Genomic DNA, 23,591 nt, shown 5'->3' with positions numbered 1-23,591 from the left:
AGCGGCGCAACGCAGGATCGGGGAACATGGGGTGCCAACCCCACAAATTCTTGACGGACGGGGCTCGGCCGATTTTGCCCGCTGACTGCGTTGCGGCTCGCTTATGTAGCTCGGCTACACGTCGCTCACCACGCCTTGTCAGCACGCAAAATCGACTCGAGCGCGAACGTGTCCATCAGTCAGTGTCTCCCTGGGGCTGAGTCATGGACCCGTCCCGTCGCGTCGTCCTCGCCACCGGCAACCCCGGCAAGCTGCGTGAGATCCGGGCCCTGCTGGAGCCGCTGGGGCTGGCGATCGAGCCGCAGTCGGAGCACGCGGTGCCCGAGGCCGACGAGACCGGGCTGACCTTTGTCGAGAACGCGATCCTCAAGGCACGCAACGCCGCGCAGCATACCGGCCTGCCCGCAATCGCCGATGATTCCGGCCTGGAGGTCGATGCCCTGCGCGGCCAGCCGGGCATCTACTCCGCGCGTTATGCGGGGCCGGAGGCGGACGATGCCGCGAACAACGCCAGGCTGCTGAAGGCGCTGGCGGGTGTCCCCGAGGCCCAGCGAGCCGCGCGGTTTCGCGCAGTCGTCGTGTTTCTGGAACATGCCGAGGACCCTTCTCCGCTGATCGCCGAAGGGGTCTGGCCGGGTCGTATCGTCGAGCAGCCCAGCGGTGCCAACGGCTTCGGCTACGACCCGCTGTTCTTTGTGCCCGAGGAGGGCTGCACCTCGGCCGAACTGAGTCCGGAGGCCAAGAATCGCCTGAGCCATCGCGGCCAGGCCCTGGCCAAACTGGTGGCACAACTGCGGGAACGTGCCGATCACTGAGCCGGCGCCTATGCTCGCGGCATGAGCGCATTCCCGACCCCGCTGCCCCTAGCCCTGTACGTGCACCTGCCCTGGTGCGTGCGCAAGTGCCCGTACTGCGACTTCAACTCCCACGAGCCGCGGGGCGAGGTCCCGTTCGACGCGTATGTCGAGGCGCTGATGCGCGACCTCGAGTCGCAGCTGCCGGATGTTTGGGGGCGGCGTGTGGACAGCGTGTTCATCGGCGGCGGGACCCCCAGCCTGTTCCCGCCCGAGGCGCTGGCGGACCTGCTCTCCGGTCTGCGTGCGCGGCTGCCCCTGCGCCCGGATGCCGAGATCACGCTGGAGGCCAACCCCGGCACCGCAGATCGCGCGTACTTCCATGGCTACCGCGAGGCCGGGGTCAACCGGCTGTCGCTGGGTATCCAGAGCTTCGACGACGTCATGCTCGAGCGACTGGGGCGCATCCACGGCGGGGCCGAGGCCCATGCCGCGGTCGAGCATGCCCGTGCCGCGGGGTTTGACAACATCAATCTGGATCTCATGTTCGGCCTGCCGCAGCAGTCCGTCGAGGCAGGGCTGGCGGATCTCCGGGCCGCGATCGAACAGGAACCCGAGCACATTTCCTGGTATCAGCTGACCCTGGAGCCGAATACCTATTTCGCAGCCCGGCCCCCGGTATTGCCGCCGGATTCCACGATCGAGGAATTGTTCACACAAGGACAATGTGCGCTGGCTGCGGCTGGCTATACTCGATACGAGGTTTCCGCGTACGCCACGAGGGGGCGGGAATGCCGGCACAACCGCAACTACTGGACGTTCGGCGACTACCTCGGCATCGGGGCCGGGGCCCACGGCAAGCTGACGTTGCCGTCCCAGGGGCGGGTGCTGCGGCGGACCAAGCCGCGCCAGCCCGCAGCCTACCTGGAGACGCCCGACCAGCACCGCGACCAGGCGGTCCCCGAGGCCGAGCTCCCGTTCGAGTTCATGCTCAACGCGTTGCGTCTGGTGGAGGGAGTGCCCGCGCATTGCTTCCAGGAGCGCTGCGGTCTGGACCTGACTACGCTGGAACCGGCCCTGGGCGAGCTACGGGCAGAGGGTCTGCTGGTGTCCGATCCGCAGCGCCTGCAGCCGACCGAACGCGGCCTGGCCTTTCTCAATGACATTCTGGAGCGTTTTTTGCCGGATGCGGCGGGTGTGACAGCCGGTGCCCAGGTAATGAAGGGTCCGGAGGAGGTGCGGTGATGCGACCGGTGGAGTTTGTCGGCTTTACCTGCCCCTGGTGTGGCGAACCGGGCGAGACGACGGTGGATATGGTCAGCGCGGACCGGGAATGGATCGAGGACTGCGCCGTGTGCTGCGCGCCCATCGTGTTTCGGCGCGTCGAGGCCCCGGATGCCGAGATCCCGCAGGTGGAGGCCATTCGGGAGGGAGGATGAGTGTGGCCCCGCCGTATACGCCGATCGCCTGCGAGCGCTACTCCGAGCTGGAGCTGGCGATCCTGCGCGGGCAGCACCTGCGTACCCACTGGCGCCGGGGCGAAATGGATCGGATTGCGGTGGTGCGGCCGCTGGATCTGCGCACGCGGCGCGGGGCCGAGTACCTGATCCTGCGTGACGCCGAGGGTCGACGGCAGTGGTGGCGGCTGGATCGCCTGGTCAGCTTCGAGCCGGTGCCCGGCTGATACGCCGGCCTTGCGCGGCGAGCGTATGGCCCGCCCCTGGAGATCGCTTCGCTGGCGCTCGCGATGACGGGAGGCGGGCGGTGCCCGCTTCGCGTCAGCTGCGCTTCATCTGGTCGAAGAACTCGGAATTGGTCTTCGAGGACTGCATGCGGCCGAGCAGGAATTCCATCGCCTCGATATCGTCCATGCCGTGCAGGAACTTGCGCAGGATCCAGAGCTTCTGCAGCTCGTCCGGGGCGGTCAGCAGCTCTTCGCGGCGGGTGCCGGAGCGGTTCACGTTGATCGCCGGGTAGATGCGCTTCTCGGCGATGCGGCGCTCCAGGTGCACTTCCATGTTGCCGGTGCCCTTGAACTCCTCGTAGATCACCTCGTCCATCTTCGAGCCGGTCTCGACCAGCGCGGTGGCGAGGATGGTCAGGCTGCCGCCTTCCTCCACGTTGCGCGCGGCACCGAAGAAGCGCTTCGGACGGTGCAGGGCGTTGGCGTCCACGCCACCGGTCAGCACCTTGCCGGAGCTGGGGGCGACGGTGTTGTAGGCGCGCGCCAGGCGGGTAATGGAGTCCAGCAGGATCACCACGTCGCGCTTGTGCTCGACCAGGCGCTTGGCCTTCTCGATCACCATCTCGGCGACCTGCACATGGCGCTGGGCCGGTTCGTCGAAGGTCGACGAGACCACTTCGCCCTGGACCATGCGGTCCATCTCGGTGACTTCCTCCGGGCGCTCGTCGATCAGCAGCACGATCAGGTAGCACTCGGGGTAGTTGGTCGCGATGCTCTGGGCGATGTTCTGCAGCATCAGCGTCTTGCCCGCCTTGGGCGGGGAGACGATCAGGCCACGCTGGCCCTTGCCGAACGGCGCCACGATGTCGATGACGCGGGCGGTGATGTCCTCGGTGGAGCCGTTGCCGCGCTCCATGCGCATGCGCTTGGAGGGGTGCAGCGGCGTGAGGTTCTCGAACAGCACCTTGTGCCGGGCATTCTCCGGTGGTTCGAAGTTGATCTCCGAGACCTTCAGCAGCGCGAAGTAGCGCTCGTTGTCCTTGGGCGGGCGGATCTTGCCGGCGATGGTGTCGCCGGTACGCAGCCCGAAGCGTCGAATCTGGCTGGGGGAGACGTACACGTCGTCCGGCCCGGCCTGATAGGAGCTGTCGGCGCTGCGCAGGAATCCGAAGCCGTCGGAGAGGATCTCCAGGACTCCGTCACCGTAGATGGCTTCACCGCTTTTGGCATGGGCCTTCAGCAGGGCAAAGATGATCTCCTGCTTGCGGGCGCGGGACATGTTGTCGATGCCTTTTTCTTCTGCAAAGGCGACGAGATCGGCAGCGGACATCCGCTTCAGTTCGGTCAGGTTCATTCGTGGGGTGCTGTGTTCAACGTGGATGATCGGCGACCGGGGATGGCCGCTCGGCTTGCCTTGGATTGAGTATCGGGGGCAGGTTGCGGTCTGGCGACCGCCTGAACTGAACCGATGGTAAGCGACGCGCCCGCTTGGGGCAAGGCCTGGTGGCGTCGTTTTTTTGGTACTGCAACCCCGGGGCCGCATGCGACCCCGGGGTATGCCGGATCAGAGGTGCTGGTCCAGGAAAGCGGTCAGCTGCGACTTGGACAATGCGCCGACCTTGGTGGCTTCGACATCGCCATTCTTGAACAGCATCAGCGTCGGGATCCCGCGAATGCCGTACTTCGGCGGCGTGGACGGGTTCTCGTCGATGTTCAGCTTGGCGACTTTGACCTTGCCGGCGTATTCTTCGGCGATTTCATCCAGAATGGGGGCGATCATCTTGCAGGGCCCGCACCACTCGGCCCAGTAGTCCACCAGGACTGGCTGATCCGCCTTCAGGACGTCTTCGTCGAAACCGGCGTCTGACGTGTACACAATTTTGTCGCTCACTCCGAGCCCTCATCACTTGGGTTGGGGGAACAGCCCGCAACGCCGGCTGCACGGCTCTTACTATCGACGATGATCGCCAGACAGTTCAAGTAATAGAGGATTCACATGACCGATCCCGCGCAGGAAACGCCCCGCTTCGACCAGCTCGATCTGCCCGAGGCCGTACAGGCGGGCATCCGCGCCACCGGTTTCGAGACCTGCACGCCGATCCAGGCGCTGACCCTGCCCATTGCGCTGGCCGGGCGGGATGTCGCCGGGCAGGCGCAGACCGGTACGGGCAAGACCGCGGCCTTTCTGATCGCCACCTTCAACCGTCTGCTGCGCCAGGCGCCCGCGCCCGATCGCCGGGCGACCGATGTGCGCGCCCTGATCGTCGCCCCGACGCGTGAACTCGCCATCCAGATCCACAAGGATGCCGAGATGCTGGGGCGCGAAACCGGGCTCAAGCTGGCGCTGGCCTATGGTGGTACCGGTTACGACAGCCAGCGCGAGCAGCTGGAGGCCGGGGCCGACATCCTGATTGGTACGCCGGGCCGGATCATCGACTACTTCAAGCAGAAGGTGTTCGGGCTCGGGCACACCGAGGTGGTGGTGCTGGACGAGGCCGATCGCATGTTCGATCTCGGTTTCATCAAGGACGTGCGTTTCCTGATGCGTCGCTGCGCGCCGGCCAGCGAGCGGCTGTCCATGCTGTTCTCGGCCACGCTGTCGCTGCGTGTGATGGAGCTGGCCTACGAGCACATGAGCAACCCGGAAAAGGTCCAGGTCGAGGCCGAGACCCTGACCGCGGATCGCGTGCGCCAGGTGATCTACTACCCGGCGAACGAGGAAAAAATCCCGCTGCTGCTGGGGCTGGCGCGCGATCTCAAGCCGGAGCGGGCCATCGTGTTCGTGAACACCAAGCACGGGGCCGAGAAGGTCTGCGACTGGCTGAACGTGAACGGGCAGAAGGCCGCGCTGCTCTCGGGTGATGTGCCGCAGAACAAGCGCTCGAGCCTGCTGGAGCGCTTCACCGCAGGCGAGTACGCCTTTCTGGTGGCGACCGATGTCGCGGCGCGCGGACTGCACATCCCGGCCGTGACCCACGTGTTCAACTTCGATCTGCCGCAGTCGGGCGAGGACTACGTGCACCGCATCGGGCGCACGGCGCGCGCCGGGGCCGAGGGCGACGCCATCAGCTTCGGTTGCGAGGACTCCGCGTTCTACCTGCCGGACATCGAGTCCTATCTCGGCGAACGGATCCCCACGGAGACCGTGGACCCCGCAGCCCTGTTCAGCGACCCGGTGCGCCCCAAGCCGCGCCCGCGCAAGCCGCGCGACGACCGGCGCGGCGGCGGTGGACGTGGCGGTGCGCGCGGATCGGGTAAACCGTCGGGCGGCGGCGGGCACCGCCATCGCAGCGGGGGCGGCAAGCCAAAAGGCTCCTGAGCCGTTCTGCGAACAGGCGCAAGAGGGAGCAGGGAGGGGGAAATGGTGCCGACGGCAGGAGTCGAACCTGCGACCTATCGATTACGAATCGATTGCTCTACCAACTGAGCTACGTCGGCGAAGCGCGCCATAATAGCGGGGGTGGGGCTCGACAACAATCCCGCGCGACCGGCGGCGCGGGTTCCGGATCAGGCCGTGCGCTCGCTGACCCGAATAATCACGTCCACACCCAGCAGCTCTTTGCCTTCCGGCAGCGGGGGCAGGTGCGAGATATCGACCCGTGCGGGATCGACGTCTTCCAGCTCGCCGGTGTCGGTGTGGAACAGGTGGTGGTGCGGATTCAGGTTTGAGTCGTAGAAAAGCTTGGTCGGGTCGATCACGACCTCGCGCACCAGGCCCTTCTCTGCGAACAGCTTGAGCGTGTTGTAGACCGTGGCCTTGGAGACGCGCGACGAATGCTGCACCAGGCGGCCGAGGATTTGTTCGGCGCTCAGGTGCTGATGACGCGCGAACATTACGCGTGCAATCTCCACGCGCTGCTCCGTCGGAGAGATCGTGTGTTCGCGCAGCAACGCGCGGGCGTCGTCGACGTCCAGCAGATTCGGATTGTCAGATGTAGCAGACATATTCCGGACAATATAACAGCTGCTGGATCGCGTCCAGATCACGTCAGTCCGATGGGGGTCCGGAGGCGCAAGCCTCTGATAGAATGGAGCGGGTGATGGGAATCGAACCCACATTAAGAGCTTGGGAAGCTCCCGTTCTACCATTGAACTACACCCGCTTGAGTCGGCGATTGTAGGTCTTGTTGGCCTCCGGCTCAACGGCAAATTGACCAGTCGAAGAACTATGCAGATTCAGCTGAACGGCGAACCCTTCGAACTCCCCGAAGATGGCGAGGCCACCCTGGCTGCGCTGATCGAGGCGCGTGGCCTGGGCGGTCGCCGCCTGGCAGTGGAGGTCAACGAGGAGCTGGTACCGCGCAGCGAGCACGCCGCGCACCCGTTGCATCCCGGCGATCGCGTGGAGATCGTGCAGGCGATTGGGGGCGGTTGAGTCCGAGTCGCCGTCCGTAACTACTTTCAACGAAGGAATCACCATGACCGAATCGGCCGCCGCGTCTGCCGACGACCTCTTCCGCGTGGGTTCACGCGAGTTCACCTCCCGTCTGCTGGTGGGCACAGGCAAGTACCGCGATCTCGATCAGACCCGTGATGCCATTGAGGCCAGCGGGGCGGAGATCGTCACGGTCGCGATCCGCCGCACCAACATCGGCCAGAACCCGGACGAGCCCAACCTGCTGGACGTGATCTCGCCGGAGCGCTACACGCTGCTGCCGAACACGGCCGGCTGCTTTACCGCCGATGACGCGATCCGTACCTGCCGCCTGGCGCGCGAGCTGCTGGACGGGCACAACCTGGTGAAGCTGGAGGTCCTGGGCGACGAGAAGACCTTGTACCCGGATGTCTTCGAGACCGTGAAGGCCGCCGAGACCCTGGTCGCCGAGGGCTTCGACGTGATGGTCTACACCACCGACGATCCGCTGCTGGCGAAGCGCCTGGAAGAGATCGGCTGTCTGGCGATCATGCCGCTGGCCGCCCCGATCGGCTCCGGGCTGGGTATCCAGAACCGCTACAACATCCGCGAGATCGTCGAAAACGCCAACGTTCCGGTGCTGGTCGATGCCGGTGTCGGCACGGCCTCGGATGCCGCAATCGCGATGGAGCTGGGCTGCGACGGGGTGCTGATGAATACCGCCATCGCGGCTGCCGAGGACCCGGTGATGATGGCCTCGGCCATGCGTCACGCGATCATCGCCGGGCGTCAGGCCTACCGTGCCGGGCGCATGGCGCCGCGCCGCTACGCCTCGGCCTCCTCGCCGCAGACCGGCCTGTTCTTCAGCTGAGCATGAGTGAGTCTGCTGATTCTGCCTCCGAGGACAAGCCCTTTTACCGGCGTATCCGCAGTTTCGTGCGCCGCGAGGGGCGGCTGACGCCGGGCCAGCAGCGTGCGCTGGACGAGCTGTTGCCGCGCTTCGGGCTCGCGCTGCCGGAGCCCGCGGCACCGCTGGACCTGGCGGCCGTCTTCGGCCGCGAAGCGCCGGTCACGCTGGAGATCGGCTTTGGCGACGGCGAGAGCCTGGCCGAGCAGGCCGCGCAGAACCCGGGGCGCGATTACATCGGCACCGAGGTTCATCGCCCGGGCGTGGGTCACCTGCTGCGCGAGGTGGAGCAGCGCGGTCTGACCAACGTGCGCGTCTCCGACCACGACGCCGTGGAACTGCTGGAGCACTACATCGCGCCGGCGGCCCTGGACGGGGTTCAGGTGTATTTCCCCGATCCCTGGCACAAGAAGCGCCACCACAAGCGCCGCTTGATCCAGCCACCGTTCGTGCGCCTGCTGGCCTCGCGTATGCGCCCGGGCGGGCGGCTGCACCTGGCGACCGACTGGGCCGAATACGCCGAGCACATGATGGCGGTACTGGAAGAGTGCGCGCCGTGGTTTGAACCGGATGGCCCGGTGCCGGCCCCGGGGCGGCCGCCGGAACGCCCGGTGACCAAGTTCGAGCGGCGCGGCGAGCGGCGCGGCCACGCGGTGGCCGATCTCCTCTACAGGCGCACCGACGCCGAGGCCTGACGGGCCTCAGGCCTCGCCCATCCACCAGGCGCTGACCGCGCCGGCCAGGCTCATCAGGGCGAGCACGAAAATCGCGACCTCGGTGCCCGCGAGCTGGGCCAGCAGCCCGAACAGCCCGCCCACGAGCAGCAGCGCGCCGATCACGGTATTGCTGACGGCGGTGAACGCGGCGCGGGTCTTCTCGGTGGCCATGTCCACCAGATAGGTCTTGCGCCCCAGCCGCACGCCGGCATGGCTGACCCCCAGCAGGAAGAACAGCAGCGCGTAGACGACCCCGCCCGGCACCAGCGCCGAGTCGGTATCCACCGGCGCGAACCAGACACCCAGGGCGACCAGGATGCCGAGCCCTGCGGCCAGCAGGCCCGAGAGAATCAGTACCCAGCGGGAGGAACGATCGGACAGGCGTCCCCAGACCGGGGCGCTGACCGCCGAGGCCAGCCCGCTGGCCAGGATCAGCAGCCCCAGCGTGCCCAGATCCCCCGAGGTCGCATCTTCGGCCAGCAGCACATAGAACGGCAGCGCCAGGGCCGTGCTCATCAGCAGCGCGCGGGTGAACACGAAGTGCCCGAACGCGCGGTCGGTCCACAGCAGGCGTACCGAGGACAGCGCCTGGGTGATCGCGTTGCCGCCGCCCTCGGTGGAGCCCGGGGCCTCGTGCAGGCGCGTAAAGGTCGCGGCCGCCACCCACCAGGCGCCGGCGGAGGCGGCCAACAGGGCGACGAATATGCCAATACCGGCATCCTCGAGGTTCGCCAGGGTCAGATAGACCCCCAGCCCCAGCGTGAAGAAGCCGGCCAGCGAGGCGGCATAGCCCATCACGGTGCCGCGGCGCTGCTTGGCAATCGTCTTGCCGAGCACGTCCTTCGCGGCCACCGAATTGATCCCGCGCGCCAGCGCGAACACGGTCAGCAGCCCGAGGATCGCCCAGCCCGCCGCCGCGCCCTCCAGGGTCAGGGCGACGATCGCCATGCCGGCGACCGCCAGCCCGGAGAGGACCGAGCCCAGGATCCAGAACCCCTTGCGGATGGCGCGGCGGCGAATGGAGGCGGCGACGAACAGCTGCGGGAGCAGCGACCCCGATTCGCGGATCGGGACGAGGAAGCCGGCAAACGCGGCCGGGGCGCCTAGTGCCCCCAGCAGCCAGGCCAGCACCAGCCGCGCCGAGGCCAGCTCGTCGCCAATCTTGCTCAGCGTGTTGGAGACCAGGTGGACGAAGAAATTGACCGGCTGCGCGCGGCAGGCATCCTCCGGGATGTCCTTGCAGACGCGCGCGTCCTCTTCCCCGGCGATGGTCTCGTACAGGTGCAGGATCGGACGCGGCAGCTTTTCCGAATCAGTCTCGGCCATCGGTATCCCTGGTTACGAGGAGATCCCCCCGCGCTGTCATTGCGAGGAGCGAAGCGACGAATCCATCGATTCTCGAAACAACCGGCCCCGCGGCCCTGCCATCGTCAGGAGGCTGCCTCGTCACCTCCTCGCCATGAGGGGCAGAGCCGGATTAGCGCCGCCCGGCGAGCGGGTCGTTCGGGTCGACGCTGTCGCGAAACGGCTTGCGCCGGTCGAGGTTCGTCAGCTGGTAGACGTTGCCCAGCCAGTTGTTCATCACCGCCAGTGCGGTGTCGTGCCAGGTGTTGTCCAGGCGGTCGAGCAGCAGTGCCTCCGGCAGTGCCGGGATCTCGGTGCAGTGCTCGACCGCGACCTGCACATGCTCGCGGTGCTCGTCGAGGATCGCCGCCGCCTGCGGCAGCAGGTAGTTCTCCGGCAGGGGCGGATAGCTCTCGCGCTCGCCCTGGATGTAGCGCACGACCTCGCGCTTGTACTCCTTGAGCAGGCTGATCGAGTCGTACTCCGGATGCCCCTGGAAGAAGACCATGCGGAAACCATCCGGTGATGCACCCAGATGGATGCCGGACTGCTCGCTCTCCACCAGTACACGCAGGCCGTGGCGCTCGAACTGCTCGCGCGAGACGTCGTTGTAGCGCGAGTGTGGCACGTCGAAACGCGTGTTCACGCCGGTGACCAGCGGGTGGCCGCGGTCCACCACGCGATGCGGGAACACGCCCCACAGCTTCTCGCCCATGTGCACGCGATGCTCGCCGTAGCGGGCCTGCAGTACGGCGTGGGTGGCAAGGCAGGAGCACAGCGTGGAGGTCACGTTGTCCCAGGCCCAGTCGACGACCTCCGCCAGGGGCTCCCAGAACGGCTCCAGCGCCAGATCGGGCTGGGTCACGTTGGCCCCGGTGATGATCAGCGCGTCGAGGCCATCCTTCTTCAGATCCTCGAAGTCCTCGTAGTACTGCTTGATGTGATCGCGCCCCTTCGGCCCGCGCTTGAGTTGCGGCAGGGTAAAGGGATGGATGTAGAACTGCGCGATCTGGTTGCTCTCGCCAATCAGGCGGAAGAACTGGCGCTCGGTGGCCGCCAGGGCGGCGTCCGGCATCATGTTCAGCAGCCCGATGTGCAGCGCGCGGATCTCCTGCTGCTGGGCGAAGTCGCTGGGCAGTACGGTCTCGCCCTCGCTCTTCAGGCGGGCGAAGGTGGGCAGGTCGGAGTGGGCAACGAGAGGCATTACAGTCGCGCCTCCCGCTCCAGGGCCATGCACACCAGGTCGTCGAAGTCCGCGGCGTTGCGGACCTGCGCGAGCTCGGTGGTGCTGATGGTGTAGCCGTGTGCCTCCGCGATTGCCTCGTAGCGTGGCAGGCGCGCGCGGAACAGGCGCGAGAACACCCAGCGCACAAAGGCGTCCGGGTCGATCTGGGCGACATAGTCCAGCCCCTCGTCGCGCATGTACTCGGCAAGCTGCTGGTCGAGGAAGGCCTCGCGGTAGTACAGCGGCTTCGGGTCGCGTTCCGCGCGCTCGATCAGCTGGCGCTCGTCTTCGTCAGTCGCCTTGATGTAGAGGATCAGCGTGTGCTCGGCGAGGGTCTCCAGGACGCCGGGGCTGTCCAGTTCGCAGACCGAGCCGCCGGCGTCGTTGACGAAATGCGGATAGCCGAACAGCGTCTGCGACTTGTGGATGAAGTCCGGCACGTCGAGCATCGCCTGCACCTCGGACTCGTGGTGCAGGTTCTGGCGGCGCTTGAACTCGGTCAGCGGCAGGCCGCCCTGTTCCGGGTTGCCGAGCTTGCCGAGGAAGCTCGCGACCGGGTGCAGGTTGTCCACCGTGATGTTGTTGATGATCTGGATCGAGTCCGAGCGGAGCAGGTCGCGCAGAAACGGCACGGCCATCGCCTGGGCCTTGATGTTGTCCAGGATCGGTTCGCTCAGGTAGCGCGTGCCGATGCGGTAGTCACCCGAGTAGTGGAACCACTCCTCGCGTCGGAGCATGTTGGACAGGCGCGTCTTGCCGACACCGGACATCCCTAGCAGGGTGATCCGGCGATGGTCCAGTTGGCGGTATTCTTCGGGCGAAAGGCGCATGTCCGGGTTTCGTTTAACGTCGCAGGATGAACAGGATACCCGCGATCACGGCCAGACCGCTGATCACATAGTGGTCGTACTGAAACTGCAGCCCCAGCAGGCCGCGCAGGCCGAACAGGATCAGCCACGCGCCCAGCAGAATGTTTCCTAGCATGCGCATCCCTGCGTTTCTCCCCGTCTATCGTTAGCGGATCAGTTGACTGAGCTCGCGGAACTGCGGGTCGGCCGCGTCGCGCAGCCACTCGAACAGTACCGATTCGTGGTTCGTGATGATCGCGCCCGCCGCGCGCAGTCGCTCCAGTCCGTTGCGCTTGCGCGTGGCGTCGCGCGAGCAGACCGCATCCTCGACCACGAACACGGTAACACCTGCGTCCAGCAGTTCCAGGGCCGTCTGCGTGACGCAGATATGTGTCTCGGCGCCGGTCAGGATGATCTGGTCGCCGCCGGTCAGGCGCGCGTGGAGGTCGTCTTCCGCGCAGCAGGAGAAGGCCGTCTTGTCGGTCAGCGTGCCATGTCCGTCCAGTGCCTGCTGCAGGCTCGCGGTCACCTCGCCCAGCCCCTTCGGATACTGGCGCGAGACCTCGATCGGGATGTCCAGCTTGCGCGCGGCCTCGACGAGCCGTGCGGTGTGGCGTTCCACCGCATCGCGTTCGCTGTCCGGCATTGCGGCCAGCAGCCGCTCCTGCAGGTCGATCAGGACCAGGCGGGAACGGGCACGGTCGCAGCGGGCGTGTGGATCGACGGTCATCGCTCCAGCAGCTGGTTGATCGACTCCAGGTCCGCGACGCTCAGGCGGCCGGCGGCGCGCTGCAGGCGCAGCGAGTCGGTCAGGAAGCCGTAGCGGGCCTCGGCGTAGTCACGCTCGGCGCGGAACACCTCGCGCAGGGCCAGCAGCACGTCGACCTGGGTACGCGTGCCGACCTCGAACCCGGCTTCGGCCGACTCGAAGGCGGCCTGGGTGGAGATCAGTGCCTGCTCCAGGGCGCGCACGCGCGAGCTGTTCGCGATCACCGACAGATAGGCATTGCGCGTGTCCTGGGTGGTGCGGCGTTCAACGAGCGACTGGCCTTCCTGTGCGGCCTGGAAGTCCTCGCGGGCCTGGCGGGTCAGCGCGCTCACGCGCCCGCCGGTATAGAACGGCACCTCCAGGCGCACGCCCACCTGGGCCTCGGTGCCTTCGTTGAACAGGGGCCCCACGCCCTGCGCGCCAGCGCCGCCGTCATCGATACCGTGGAAACGGTTTTCGCTGACCGAGGCGTTCAGGTTCAGCCTTGGCTGGCCCTCGGCGCGCTGACGCTGGATCTGCTCGCGGGCGGTCTCGGTGGTCAGACGCTGGGCAGCCAGCTCCAGGTTATTTTCCAGCGCGATATCGACCCATGCCTGGGCATCGGCCGGTTCTGGCGGGGTTAGTTCGGCATCCTCGCGCAGCACGTCGAGTTCGTCCCAGTACGTATTGGTGATTACCGCGAGTTGTTCGCGCGCCACGTCCAGCTGGTTCTCCGCGGCGATGCGTTCGGCCACGGCGATGTCGCGCTGGGCCTGGGCCTCTTTCACGTCGGTGCTGGCGATCAGGCCCACCTCGAAGCGGCGCTCGGTCTGTTCCAGCTGGCGGCCGATGGCCTCGAGCTCCGCCTCGCGAAAGGCCAGTGTCTCTTGTGCAACCAGTACATCGAAGTAGGCCTCGGATACCCGCAGGATCAGGTCCTGGCGGGCGGCGTCCAGTTCGGCCTCCGCGCGCGCAATCTCGAGATCGGCCTGGGTCAGTTCAATGAAATTGCGGCGGTCGTAGAGGCTCTGCATCAGCGATACGCCAAAGCTGGTCTGGCGTCCGTCGAAGCTGTCCCGGTTGCGATAGTTGTTGTAGAAGGCGCCGGCCTCGGCGTCACCGGTGATCTGCGGCAGGAACGCGGAGCGCGCGATCGGGCGGTTCTCGAGCACGCTGCGGTACTCGGCCTTGGCCGCGCGCAGCTCGGCGTCTTCCGTCGCGGCGCGCTCGTAGACCTCAAGCAGGCTGGCGGCCGGGGCCGGACTGGCCACCAGCAGGGCGATGCCGGCAGTCGCCAGCGTGGAAAAAATACGTTTGACGGACCGGTTCATGGGCGCGGCTTCCTGAATAGACAGGGAAAGCTCCATCGTAGGGAAACACCGGGCAATGTGCACGCGGACCCGTGTTTCTGCGATGGAGACCCCGGCGGGCGGACGGCCGGGGGTGGGAAGTCAGAATTCGAACGCGGGTTTCGGTTCGAAACCGACCAGCGGCTCCACACGCGTCTCGAACAGCACGTCGTGGCGGACGCTGTCCTCGGTGGTGCGGGTAATCAGGTTGGCCTGCATGATCGGGCCGTCACCGGTGATCACGAACAGCCGGCCACCCAGGGTCAGGTAGCGTTCGAGGAAGTCGTTGTATTCGGTCATCGCGCCGGTCAGCACGATCACGTCATAGCGCTCGCGCGGCGGAGCCCACTCGGGGGTCACGGTGGCGGTGCGCAGGCTGGCGTTCTCCAGCCCCAAGTCGACCAGCGTATTGCGCGCATTCAGGCGCAGTTCGTCAATGCGCTCGATGGAGTCGACGTGCGCGGCCAGGCGTGCCAGGCAGGCGGTGACATAGCCGGAGCCGGTACCGATCTCCAGCACCGTCTCGGTCGGCTGCGCGGCGGCGGCCTGCAGCAGGCGGCCGATCACCACCGGTGGCAGGGTGTGCGCGCCATGGCCGAGCGGGATTTCGGAGTCGGCGTACGCCAGGGCCTTGTAGGCGTCCGGCATGAAGCGTTCGCGTGGAAGCGTTTCCATCACGTCCAGTACACGCATGTCCAGCACGTCCCAGGGACGGACCTGCTGTTCAACCATGTTCATCCGGGCCAGGGCGAAATCCATCGCGGAGTCCTCGAGTACGTCAATAGCGGCGAAAGAGTACGTTCGCACGCTCGTCCAGGCAAGTTGCTGTAGGAGGCCAGCCCTCTGGCCGATGGGCCCGGACCGACAGCCGATCGGCCAGAGGGCTGGCCTCCTACGGGTTCGGGGCGGTGTGGAGGGCATCCTCGATCGCCCGGATACGCGCACGCTCCAGGGCCTCGCCGAGGGCCTTGCCCTTGTGCCCCTCGGCCATCAGGGTCTGGACGTCGACCCCCTGCGCGGCCGCCACGGCGCGGCGCACCGCATCGGCCTGGGGATAGGGCTTGTCCTGCCAGCCGGTGCGCCCGCGAAAATCTGCCTCCACCGCGAGCAGGAAGGGCTCGACGTTGTCCGGCCGGCGCAGGGCATCGAGCCCGTCTACGAGTTTCATCACCGTCTTCGGGCGCAGCTCGAAGACCCGGTGCACCAGTCCGTGATAGCGCGCGACCCGCACGGCCAGTTCGCGGTAGCGGTTGGGGATGCGCAGGCGCTCGGCCAGTGCGCGGATCAGTACGACCCCGCGCTCCTCGTGGCCGTGGTGGCTGGGCAGGATCTCGGGGTCGGTGTTGCCCTTGCCGAGGTCGTGGACCAGCGCAGCGAAGCGGACCTCCGGGGACTCGGACAGGCGGGTGGCCTGGTCCAGCACCATCAGGGTATGCACGCCGGTATCGATCTCCGGGTGGTAGCGCGCCGGCTGCGGGACGCCGAACAGGCATTCGATCTCGGGGAACAGGCGGGCCAGCGCCCCGGCCTCGCGCAGCACCTCGATGAAGCGGCGCGGGGCCGGGCTCTTCAGGGCCTTTTCGCACTCGGCCCAGACGCGCTCCGGTACCAGCGCATCGACCTCGCCGGAGGTGACCAGCTCGCGCATCAGCTCCCGCGTGTCATCGGCGACCCGAAAGCCCCATGGCTCCAGTTGTGCGGCAAAGCGGGCCACGCGCAGCAGTCGCACCGGGTCCTCGGCGAAGGCGGGCGAGACGTGACGCAGCAGGCGCGCCTCGAGGTCGGCCTGGCCGTTGTAGCAGTCGATCAGATGGCCGTCGGCGTCCTCCGCCATCGCGTTGATGGTCAGGTCACGCCGTTCGAGGTCGGCCTCCAGCGTGACCTCGGGCGAGGCATTGAACTGGAAGCCGTGGTAGCCGCGCGCGGTCTTGCGCTCGGTGCGCGCCAGCGCATATTCCTCGTGCGTCTCGGGGTGCAGAAAGACCGGGAAATCCCGCCCCACCGGGCGGAAGCCGGCAGCCTCCATGGCCTCGGGCGTGGAGCCCACCACCACGTAGTCGCGTTCATGCACCGGGCGCCCCAGCAGCCGGTCGCGCACCGCGCCCCCGACGAGATAGGTCTGCATGGCGCCCGCGCGGCCGCTAGCCGCGGTCGACCTCGCGGGTATGGGTGCGCAGGGCCTGCTTGCGTGCCTCGATGCCGCCACCGAGGTACTCCGGGGCGATCGCCTCGAGGCGCGTCGGGCAGGGCAGACGGGACTCACCTTCGCAGACGCTGTCGATGGTCAGCGAGGCGAAGTTGTCGCGCGACAGCGGCTTGCCGGGCACGAACTCGAACACGCTGGCCTGCAGCTTTCCGGCCCAGTCGGGGAGCGCGATGACCGGGCGGCGGTGGCCGATCAGGCGGCCGACATAGCGCACCAGCTCTTCCAGGCTGTAGGTCTGCGGACCGCACAGCTCAAAGCCTTCGCCGAAGGTCTCCGGATCCTCCAGGGCATCCACGAAATGCTCGGCGACATCGCCCACGTAGACGGGCGCGAACTCCGCGTCCGCCCTTGCCAGCGGCATGAACGGCGAGATCTTCAGCAGGGTGGCGAAGCGGTTCAGGAAGGAGTCGTCGCGCCCGAAGATCACCGACGGACGAAACACCGTGACCGGGAACGCATCGCAGGCGAATACCAGCTGTTCAGCCTCGCCCTTGGTGCGCAGGTAGTGGCTGGGCGGGTTCTCCATGTCGGCCTTCAGCGCGCTCATCTGCAGGAAGCGGCGCACTCCGCAGCTTTCGGCGGCCGCCAGGGCCTTCTGCGTCAGTTCCACATGCGCGGCGCGAAAGCCCGAGCCGTTGCGGCCGCGCTCGTTCAGGATGCCGACCAGGTTGATCACCGCGTCCTGCCCCGCAAAGACGCGCTCCAGCGTGGCCGGGTCGTGGGCGCTGCCCTCGACCAGATCGACCTCGGGGTTCACCAGCAGGTCACGGTGGCGGTGCGGGCGCCGCGACAGCACGCGCACGCGGATACCGCGATCGATCAGGCGGCGGATGATCTGGTGGCCGACAAAGCCGGTGCCGCCGAGGAGGCAGACAGAGCGAATCGAATCAATCGACATGGTCCCAAGGTCCTTCCGAAAGCCAGTGGGGCTGGTCTTATACTCGGGTGACTGTCAATCTTCAAACCGGGTTCCGCAAGCGCCCTTTAAACTTCAGAGGCCTCGACATGACCGACCTGACCGCGATCAATCCCGCCACTGGCGAAACACTGGCCCGGTACCCGCGGATGGGTCCCGAGGCCCTGGAGGCCGCGCTGGCGCGGGCGGCCAGCGCCCAGCAGGACTGGGCGGCGCATCCGGCTTCGGTACGGGCCCAGTGCCTGCGCGATCTGGCTGCCGTGCTGCGGGATCAGCGCGAGGCGCTGGCGCGCACTGCCACTCAGGAGATGGGCAAGCGCCTGGTCGAGGCACGTGCCGAGGTCGACAAGTGTGCGAATGGCTGCGAGTACTACGCCGATCGCGGTCCGGACTTTCTCCAGGACACGATGATCGCCTCGGACGCGAGCCGCTCGTTCATCGCCTGGCAGCCACTGGGCACCGTCCTGTTGGTCATGCCCTGGAACTTCCCCTACTGGCAGGCCTTTCGTCAGGCGCTCCCGGCGACCCTTGCCGGCAACACCGTGCTACTCAAGCATGCCTCCAATGTCCCAGGCTGCGCCGAGCACCTGGAGCGTGTGTTCACTGAAGCCGGTCTGCCCGAAGGCGTGTTCCAGAACCTGCCGGTCGGGTCGGACGCGGTAGAGGGCATCATTGCCGATGCCCGCGTGCAGGGCGTGAGCCTGACGGGATCGGAAAGGGCCGGGCGCGCGGTGGGCGCGGCTGCGGGCAAGGCGCTCAAGACCTCGGTGCTGGAACTGGGCGGCTCCGATGCCTTTATCGTGCTGGCGGACGCCGACCTCGACCATACCGTCGAGCAGGCGGTGCGCGGGCGCTTCCAGAATAACGGCGAGACCTGCATCGCCGCCAAGCGATTCATCGTTGAAGAATCGATCGCGGACGCCTTTGTGGAGCGATTTCGGACGGCCATCGAGGCGCTGGTAATCGGCGACCCGATGAGCGATGACACGAATATCGGGCCGCTGGCGCGCGACGACCTGCGTGACGAGCTGCACGACCAGGTCCGGCGCAGTGTCGCCGCCGGCGCGCGGCTCGTTACCGGCGGCGAGCCGCTCGAGCGGGCGGGCTACTTCTACCCGCCCACGCTGCTGGACGCGGTCGAACCGGGTATGCCCGCCTTCGACGAGGAGACCTTTGGCCCGGTCGCCGCGGTGACCCGCGCACGCAACGCGGATCACGCGATCACGCTCGCCAATCGTTCGCGTTTCGGTCTGGGCGGCAGTGTCTGGACCGCCGACCCGGTACGTGGCGAGGCCCTGGCCCGGCGCCTGGAATGCGGTTGCGCCTTCGTCAACGGCATCGTCAAGAGCGACCCGCGCCTGCCCTTCGGTGGGGTCAAGGACTCGGGCTACGGCCGCGAGCTCTCCGAACTCGGCATCCGCGAGTTCCAGAACGCCAAGACGATCTGGGTGGGATAGCACCACCCTGGCCAGGAGCGTCCTCTAGTGCGCGGGAGCGCTCCGGGGGCGGGCGCGGTACAGGCCGAGTTCCAGGCGGCTGTGGCGGTCGGCGTGATCACGCTTTTCCAGGATGCGGGCCACCAGGGGCTCGTCGCGGTCCAGCAGCTCGGCGGCCAGGCCGTTGCGGTCCCGTGGCAGGTAGCCGAGTTGGTGGTCGACCCAGTCGATGGCGACGGCCTTGTCGTCGTGGGGGTTCAGCCGCTCCCGGCGCAGGGTCAGGGCCTGGCCGCGCTTCAGGGCGTTCCACAGCTTCGGCGCATCGTGGTGGCGAAAGCCGGCCAGCGGGATGGTCTGCAGCAGTTCCTCGGTGGTGGCGGTGGCGCTGTAGCGCCCGCGCTTGGCGTAGTAGCCGCGCAGGGTGGGGATCGGGCGGGCCTGCTGGGTCTTGTTCGGCATTTCGGACTCCCTGTGGTCTGGATCTTGGGGTCCGTTGTAGCACTGGGGGTGGCTCACAGAATGAGCCACCCCCGTTAATCACCTCTTGAATGCCCCTGGGCGGCTTCCCAGTGCGCGGTGTCGCCACGCCGAATGGTGCCCGGCCCCAAGGGCCGCAGGCAGATACCGCTGTCCTGGCGCAGGGCCCCCGCGAGGTTGTAGCCGACCACCTGGTTGAGCCAGCCGCAGGGCGGGCGCGGCCGGGTGATGGCGAAACGCACGGCACCGATGCGCAGGATCCCCGCGCGCGGGCTGCGTCGGAGGCCGCTGACCACGAGGTTGCGGCGGTGGTCGCCGGGCACCGGGGTTGCGGGCTGGCGCAGGCGGCGCGCCCGCCGTGTGGCGCGCTCCATCTCGGCGCTGCAGATGAGGGTGACGGGGCAGGCTTCCACCGTGTGCCAGTGGCCATGTCCGGTGGCGTAGCGATCTCCGGTCAGGCCCGCTTCGGTGACATCCACGGCGGCGCGCTCGCACATGGGTGCGCCGGCCTGGTCGGCGATCCAGATCGCCTCCAGTCGGCCGGAGGCGGTGGTGGATTTGCGGTGGGCCAGCCAACGGCGCAGCATCAGGACGAAGCCGGGTATTGCGCAGCGGCCTCGTGCAGCGTGGCGGCGACGCGGGCGCGCAGGGTTTCGGGGGCCAGGACCTCGACCCCGGCGCCGTGGCGCAGGATCTCCTGGATCAGCTCGGTGGGATCCCCGAAGGGCACCCGCAGATGGTAGTGCTCGCCTTCGAAGTGGCCGGTCTGGTCCGGGTGCCAGGTCTCGTCCGCGACCCAGCGGGCGTGTTCCGGGGTGAAGCGCAGCACCGCCCATTCCTGCGCGGGACCGGTGAAGATGCCGAAGGCCGCGCCGGTGTGGGCATCCAGCGTGGACTCGTCAATATCGCGGTAGGTGCCCTCGGCCAGGGTTGTCGTGCGGATGCGTTCCAGGGCAAAGGTGCGCAGGTCCTGTGCCTGCTCGCACCAGGCGATCAGATACCAGTTGTCGCGGTAGTAGAGCAGGCGTTGCGGGTGCACGACGCGCCGGGTCGCGGTGTCGCGGGCGCGACCGTGGTACTCGATTGCGATTGGCTGTTCGTCCAGCGTGGCGGCGGCCACGGCCTGAAAGCCCTCGCTCCGCCCACCCCGCTGCGCCAGCGGCTGGATGCGGATGCGACGACGCACGGCGTCCGGCTGGTGTCCGCCGCTGGCGAGCAGCTCGCGGATGCGATCCTTCAGTGGGCCCAGCGTGGGCGCCAGCAGACCCGGCTGCACGTCCTCCAGCAGCTGCTCCATGGTCAGAAGCGCCAGCAATTCGGATTCGTTGAACCACAGCCCCGGCAGTTCGAAGGCCGGGGCGTCCTGCCCATATCGGTAGCCGTTGGCCTGCGGGTCGTACTCAATCGGCGCCTGCATGAAGTCGCGCATGTACTCGAGGTCGCGCTTGATGGTGGCGCGCGAGACCTCGAGCCGTTCCATCAGGTCCGCCAGTGACGGCGGGCGCCGCGCCTGCAGCAGGCGGTGCAGATGAAAGATGCGTTCGGCGCGGTTCACCGGGTCAGCAGGGAGACGGTCATGTTCGGAACGCTAAGCGTAAATGCGGTCTTTTCGCAATGCTGTGGGCTTGATGGTGGGTCGGAGCGCTCCCGGTCGAGCCGATGACCTGGAGGTTTCGTGCACGGCGTTCGGAGCGATGTGTGTCTTCGCAGGCCGTTAATTGTGCAAGGGGGCACGGCGATGTCGATGAAGCTTCGCGTTGCGAATTGCGCCGACAGACGGTCAGCCCTTCCAGGCATGCTTCCAGCATGAGCTCCCGAATCGTTTCATGTTCGGACTCCCGGGAGCGTGGCCCGCAGCAGTCATCTGGTGCGACTGTGCCGGACTCGAACAGGTGGTGCAGATCCTCTCCCTGCCACTCGGCGATGACGCGGCGTGAGGCGCTGTCGATGATCCGCAGCGAAGGGTGGGTGCGTTCCAGCCAGGCATCCAGTGTGAACATCCGAGACCTCCTAAAGAAAATGAGAAGCGTTCGCAATTGAAGGTTGAAGAAAGACAGCGCACGGGTCAAGTGGCTTTCCGGGTTTTTGTGAAAAATTCAGATCCGCCTCTTGGGTTGCCAAGGGAGAGATGCTGCGGCTCCTGCCGCTCGCGCCCAGGAGGTTGTTTCAGTGGGGCAGGCCCCGCGCGATACCGGAGACAATCGTCATGGATAGTCCAGACGGAGCGCGAGGCGGCGTTGGCCGGGGGGAATAGGGGGCGATCGATGCACCGCACCGCGCCCATTTTCCGACGAGTAGCGTTTGCCCTTCATCAGGATGGCCTGTCCAGCTTCGGTGATTAACGGAGAGCGCCCGCCTAGCACGCCCTCGTTGTCGTTCTGTTGCAGTCGTTCGCGGTTCAGGTGTCGCTCGTCCGCGTACTCGGTGCCGGGCCCGACGTAGGTGCACAACATCCGAAGGACATTGTTGTCTACATGGAACAAAGGGCAGGGCTGGTGATCGAGGACTTCGAGCTGAATCCTGACGCTGACCGCGCTCGCAACGATGGCGAATGCATGGGCGAGATGTTCAATGTCCCGGCCCAGCAGATGGACCTGGAATGGGGGCTGTCCGGTGGCTTCCAGGAGCCGGAGCCGTACCTGGTCGGGACGGCAGCGGGTATCCAGCAGCATACCCGGCTCGGTGCTGGCCAGGGCTTCCGACTGAGTTGACAGGGCTGGACCCAGAGATCGCCTCCAGATCAGGGCATTGACCTCTTCACGGTGGATGCCCAGGAGCTCCCGGGCCTGGTCGACGAAGCGGTGACGGCTGGAAGGCCCTGGGCGATTCGCGGGTTGATTCTCCGGACTCATGCGGATGAAACCTCTCGGGTCCGGGATTCTTCCGGCGATCCCTAGGGCTCGTCCGAAAGGCGCCAGACCGGAAACGGGTCCTCGAAGTACTGCCATTGCTGCGGGCCCGCCGCCATTTCGTCGTCGGTGAGCAGGCAGGCATCGAGACGCTGGCGCATGGCGTCTGCGTCCATTTTTATACCGATCAGTACGATCTCCTGGCGGCGATCGCCGAAACGTTCGTCCCATACTGGCGCTATGGCCGTGTCCCACCAGTCCTCGTTAGTGGGACGTTTCTCCGGCGGTACGGCGGCCCACCAGAAGCCGGCGGCGTGATGCGTCAACGCGCCGCCGGCCTGCGACAGTGTGCCGGCCCAGTCCGGGCGCGAGGCCAGCCAGAACCAGCCCTTGCTGCGGATCACGCCGGGCCACTCCTGGTGCAGCAGGTCAAAGAAGCGGGCCGGATGGAACGGGCGATTCACCCGATACACGATGCTCGAGATCCCGTATTCCTCGGTTTCCGGCGTGTGTCCGCCCATCATCTCCTGCGCCCAGCCAGCGGCCTGCGATGCGCGGTCGAAGTCGAAGCGGCCGGTGCCCAGAAGCAGTTCGAGGGGAACGTTGCCATGGGTGGCCTCGATCACATGCGCTTCGCGGTTCAGGCCGCGGACCACGCCGCGAACGGTCGCGAGTTCATCGGGCGTCGCGCGGTCCACCTTGTTGATGATGATGACATCTGCAAACTCCATTTGATCCACCAGAAGGTCGACGACGGTGCGCTCGTCCTCCTCGCCCAGTGATTCACCCCGATCCCCTAGATAATCGGTGGAGGCATAGTCCTTCAGCAGGGCGCCGGCGTCGACGACGGTCACCATGGTGTCGAGGCGGGCGACATCATCCAGGGACTGACCGTTCTCGTCGCGGAAGGCGAAGGTGGCGGCCACGGGCATGGGCTCGGAAATGCCGGTGGATTCGATGACCAGGTAGTCGTATTGCCCGGATTCGGCGAGGCGGCGCACCTCCACCAGCAGGTCGTCCCGCAGCGTGCAGCAGATGCAGCCGTTGGTCATCTGGACCATGCGGGCATCGGTACGGGTGACGGCATCCTGGCCGCCGCGCACCAGGGCGCTGTCGATGTTGACCTCGCTCATGTCGTTGACGATGACCGCGACGCGCAGCCCCGACTGGTTGTGCAGGATGTTGTTCAGCAGCGTGGTCTTGCCGGCGCCGAGAAAGCCGGAGAGGACGGTGACGGGAAGACGTTTCATTGCTACCTCCAGGGGAAATGCTCGGGCCGCTGGAGCGCGCCCGAGTCGAATGGGGATGCGGCCTCAGCGAACGATTACGTGCTCGGTCTTTTCCTGGCGTTCCTTGACTTCGATGCAGAGGGTCGCCGTGGGACGCGCCAGCAGGCGTGGCAGGCCGATGGGTTCACCGCTCACTTCGCAGTAGCCGTATTCGCCGGTCTGAATACGATCCAGGGCCTGGTCGATCTTTCGCAGCAGGCGTCCCTCGCGTTCCTGTACACGCATGGAGAGGAGCCGGGACTCCTCCATTGCCGCGCGGTCCAGTTCGTCCGGGGTGCGCTCGTTGTCGAGCAGCCCATCTCGGGCACCCTCGATGTCGGCCAGGATCTCGTCGCGCATTTCGAGCAGGCGCTCGCGGAAGTACGCGAGCTGGGGCTCGCTCATGTAGGCCTCGGCAGGCATGGCCAGCAGTTCGTCGCGGGTCATGGGGTTCCGTCGGTTGCGCTAAG

28 protein-coding genes and 2 tRNA genes are annotated in these 23,591 nt (G+C 66.9%); 9 read left to right on the top strand and 21 right to left on the bottom strand.

What is annotated here, in order from left to right:
- The first annotated feature begins 203 nt into the window (after positions 1-203).
- Genes rdgB through F467_RS0101420 form a run of 4 tightly spaced genes read left to right on the top strand, consistent with a single transcriptional unit; the run spans position 204 to position 2,478 of the window.
- Positions 204-815, top strand: a complete 612-nt coding sequence (gene rdgB / locus F467_RS0101435; protein ID WP_012983835.1) for an RdgB/HAM1 family non-canonical purine NTP pyrophosphatase — start codon at positions 204-206, stop codon at positions 813-815.
- A 21-nt stretch (positions 816-836) separates the two neighbouring features.
- The gene (hemW, locus tag F467_RS0101430; RefSeq protein WP_018139467.1) at positions 837-2,039 is read left to right on the top strand and encodes a radical SAM family heme chaperone HemW; all 1,203 of its coding nucleotides are present in this window, start codon (positions 837-839) and stop codon (positions 2,037-2,039) included.
- The gene (locus F467_RS0101425) at positions 2,039-2,233 is read left to right on the top strand and encodes a CPXCG motif-containing cysteine-rich protein (RefSeq protein WP_012983833.1); all 195 of its coding nucleotides are present in this window, start codon (positions 2,039-2,041) and stop codon (positions 2,231-2,233) included. Before hemW ends, F467_RS0101425 begins: the two co-directional genes overlap by 1 nt.
- A complete protein-coding gene (locus F467_RS0101420) occupies positions 2,230-2,478 on the top strand; it encodes a transcriptional antiterminator, Rof (protein WP_012983832.1) in 249 nt (82 codons plus the stop codon). The genes F467_RS0101425 and F467_RS0101420 overlap by 4 nt, the downstream gene beginning before the upstream one ends.
- Before the next feature lie 94 nt (positions 2,479-2,572).
- Here the strand turns inward: F467_RS0101420 and rho are convergent, their stop codons facing one another.
- Positions 2,573-3,832, bottom strand: coding sequence for a transcription termination factor Rho (gene rho / locus F467_RS0101415; RefSeq protein ID WP_012983831.1), 1,260 nt, complete (start codon positions 3,830-3,832; stop codon positions 2,573-2,575).
- Between the two features lie 210 nt (positions 3,833-4,042).
- Positions 4,043-4,369: a thioredoxin TrxA gene (gene trxA / locus F467_RS0101410; protein ID WP_012983830.1), complete on the bottom strand. Its 327-nt coding sequence runs from the start codon at positions 4,367-4,369 to the stop codon at positions 4,043-4,045.
- Between the two features lie 105 nt (positions 4,370-4,474).
- Here trxA and F467_RS0101405 point away from each other — a divergent pair, with 105 nt between their 5' ends.
- The gene (locus F467_RS0101405; RefSeq protein WP_012983829.1) at positions 4,475-5,797 is read left to right on the top strand and encodes a DEAD/DEAH box helicase; all 1,323 of its coding nucleotides are present in this window, start codon (positions 4,475-4,477) and stop codon (positions 5,795-5,797) included.
- Positions 5,798-5,840: 43 nt separating this feature from the next.
- Here the strand turns inward: F467_RS0101405 and F467_RS0101400 are convergent.
- The 3 genes from F467_RS0101400 to F467_RS0101390 all read right to left on the bottom strand — a co-directional run bounded on the left by F467_RS0101400 (position 5,841) and on the right by F467_RS0101390 (position 6,581).
- A tRNA-Thr gene (locus F467_RS0101400) sits at positions 5,841-5,916 on the bottom strand.
- 69 nt (positions 5,917-5,985) lie between these two features.
- A complete protein-coding gene (locus F467_RS0101395; RefSeq protein WP_012983828.1) occupies positions 5,986-6,423 on the bottom strand; it encodes a Fur family transcriptional regulator in 438 nt (145 codons plus the stop codon).
- An 84-nt stretch (positions 6,424-6,507) separates the two neighbouring features.
- A tRNA-Gly gene (locus F467_RS0101390) sits at positions 6,508-6,581 on the bottom strand.
- A gap of 65 nt (positions 6,582-6,646) precedes the next feature.
- Between F467_RS0101390 and thiS the strand changes: the two genes are divergently transcribed.
- The 3 genes from thiS to trmB are packed head-to-tail and all read left to right on the top strand — an operon-like array spanning position 6,647 to position 8,434.
- A complete protein-coding gene (gene thiS / locus F467_RS0101385; protein WP_012983827.1) occupies positions 6,647-6,853 on the top strand; it encodes a sulfur carrier protein ThiS in 207 nt (68 codons plus the stop codon).
- A gap of 43 nt (positions 6,854-6,896) precedes the next feature.
- Positions 6,897-7,703 (top strand): thiazole synthase, encoded by an 807-nt coding sequence (locus F467_RS0101380; RefSeq protein ID WP_012983826.1) that lies wholly within the window; start codon positions 6,897-6,899, stop codon positions 7,701-7,703.
- Positions 7,704-7,705: 2 nt separating this feature from the next.
- Complete coding sequence (trmB, locus tag F467_RS0101375) at positions 7,706-8,434, top strand: tRNA (guanosine(46)-N7)-methyltransferase TrmB (protein WP_012983825.1); 729 nt, start codon at positions 7,706-7,708, stop codon at positions 8,432-8,434.
- A 6-nt stretch (positions 8,435-8,440) separates the two neighbouring features.
- Here the strand turns inward: trmB and F467_RS0101370 are convergent, their stop codons facing one another.
- The 9 genes from F467_RS0101370 to F467_RS0101330 form a co-directional block, all read right to left on the bottom strand.
- Positions 8,441-9,781, bottom strand: coding sequence for an MFS transporter (locus F467_RS0101370; RefSeq protein WP_018139466.1), 1,341 nt, complete (start codon positions 9,779-9,781; stop codon positions 8,441-8,443).
- A 151-nt stretch (positions 9,782-9,932) separates the two neighbouring features.
- The gene (locus F467_RS0101365) at positions 9,933-11,003 is read right to left on the bottom strand and encodes a homoserine O-succinyltransferase (RefSeq protein ID WP_018139465.1); all 1,071 of its coding nucleotides are present in this window, start codon (positions 11,001-11,003) and stop codon (positions 9,933-9,935) included.
- The gene (locus F467_RS0101360) at positions 11,003-11,854 is read right to left on the bottom strand and encodes a hypothetical protein (RefSeq protein ID WP_018139464.1); all 852 of its coding nucleotides are present in this window, start codon (positions 11,852-11,854) and stop codon (positions 11,003-11,005) included. The genes F467_RS0101365 and F467_RS0101360 overlap by 1 nt, the downstream gene beginning before the upstream one ends.
- Positions 11,855-11,867: 13 nt before the next feature.
- A complete protein-coding gene (locus tag F467_RS13715) occupies positions 11,868-12,008 on the bottom strand; it encodes a hypothetical protein (protein ID WP_196799362.1) in 141 nt (46 codons plus the stop codon).
- Between the two features lie 30 nt (positions 12,009-12,038).
- Entirely contained in the window at positions 12,039-12,602 is a 564-nt protein-coding gene (locus tag F467_RS0101350) for an isochorismatase family protein (protein WP_018139462.1), read from the bottom strand.
- The gene (locus F467_RS0101345; RefSeq protein WP_018139461.1) at positions 12,599-13,951 is read right to left on the bottom strand and encodes a TolC family outer membrane protein; all 1,353 of its coding nucleotides are present in this window, start codon (positions 13,949-13,951) and stop codon (positions 12,599-12,601) included. The genes F467_RS0101350 and F467_RS0101345 overlap by 4 nt, the downstream gene beginning before the upstream one ends.
- A 120-nt stretch (positions 13,952-14,071) precedes the next feature.
- Positions 14,072-14,728: a protein-L-isoaspartate O-methyltransferase gene (locus F467_RS0101340; protein ID WP_018139460.1), complete on the bottom strand. Its 657-nt coding sequence runs from the start codon at positions 14,726-14,728 to the stop codon at positions 14,072-14,074.
- A 133-nt stretch (positions 14,729-14,861) separates the two neighbouring features.
- Complete coding sequence (locus F467_RS0101335) at positions 14,862-16,094, bottom strand: multifunctional CCA addition/repair protein (RefSeq protein ID WP_018139459.1); 1,233 nt, start codon at positions 16,092-16,094, stop codon at positions 14,862-14,864.
- A 16-nt stretch (positions 16,095-16,110) separates the two neighbouring features.
- Positions 16,111-17,073 (bottom strand): complex I NDUFA9 subunit family protein, encoded by a 963-nt coding sequence (locus tag F467_RS0101330; protein WP_018139458.1) that lies wholly within the window; start codon positions 17,071-17,073, stop codon positions 16,111-16,113.
- Between the two features lie 107 nt (positions 17,074-17,180).
- Between F467_RS0101330 and F467_RS0101325 the strand changes: the two genes are divergently transcribed.
- Positions 17,181-18,548, top strand: a complete 1,368-nt coding sequence (locus F467_RS0101325) for an NAD-dependent succinate-semialdehyde dehydrogenase (RefSeq protein WP_018139457.1) — start codon at positions 17,181-17,183, stop codon at positions 18,546-18,548.
- A 24-nt stretch (positions 18,549-18,572) separates the two neighbouring features.
- On the opposite strand, the gene F467_RS0101320 is transcribed toward F467_RS0101325, so the two are convergent.
- The 7 genes from F467_RS0101320 to dksA all read right to left on the bottom strand — a co-directional run bounded on the left by F467_RS0101320 (position 18,573) and on the right by dksA (position 23,568).
- On the bottom strand, positions 18,573-18,986 hold the full coding sequence (locus F467_RS0101320; protein WP_018139456.1) for an HIRAN domain-containing protein: 414 nt from the start codon (positions 18,984-18,986) through the stop codon (positions 18,573-18,575).
- Between the two features lie 74 nt (positions 18,987-19,060).
- Positions 19,061-19,591 (bottom strand): MOSC domain-containing protein, encoded by a 531-nt coding sequence (locus F467_RS0101315; RefSeq protein WP_018139455.1) that lies wholly within the window; start codon positions 19,589-19,591, stop codon positions 19,061-19,063.
- Entirely contained in the window at positions 19,591-20,559 is a 969-nt protein-coding gene (locus tag F467_RS0101310; RefSeq protein WP_018139454.1) for a YafY family protein, read from the bottom strand. Before F467_RS0101310 ends, F467_RS0101315 begins: the two co-directional genes overlap by 1 nt.
- A 19-nt stretch (positions 20,560-20,578) precedes the next feature.
- Positions 20,579-21,004, bottom strand: a complete 426-nt coding sequence (locus F467_RS13650; protein WP_155987372.1) for a hypothetical protein — start codon at positions 21,002-21,004, stop codon at positions 20,579-20,581.
- A 204-nt stretch (positions 21,005-21,208) separates the two neighbouring features.
- Positions 21,209-21,856, bottom strand: a complete 648-nt coding sequence (locus F467_RS13285) for a DUF1826 domain-containing protein (RefSeq protein ID WP_081601222.1) — start codon at positions 21,854-21,856, stop codon at positions 21,209-21,211.
- Positions 21,857-21,897: 41 nt separating this feature from the next.
- Entirely contained in the window at positions 21,898-23,103 is a 1,206-nt protein-coding gene (gene zigA, locus F467_RS0101300; RefSeq protein WP_018139452.1) for a zinc metallochaperone GTPase ZigA, read from the bottom strand.
- A gap of 63 nt (positions 23,104-23,166) precedes the next feature.
- Positions 23,167-23,568 (bottom strand): RNA polymerase-binding protein DksA, encoded by a 402-nt coding sequence (gene dksA, locus F467_RS0101295; RefSeq protein ID WP_018139451.1) that lies wholly within the window; start codon positions 23,566-23,568, stop codon positions 23,167-23,169.
- Positions 23,569-23,591: the final 23 nt, after the last annotated feature.

Origin of the sequence: Thioalkalivibrio sp. ALJ12 (assembly GCF_000378305.1) — a bacterium.
Taxonomy (GTDB): Bacteria; Pseudomonadota; Gammaproteobacteria; order Ectothiorhodospirales; family Ectothiorhodospiraceae; genus Thioalkalivibrio.
Note: the sequence above shows the minus strand (reverse complement) of the source record. Positions and strands in the feature narration are given on the sequence as shown.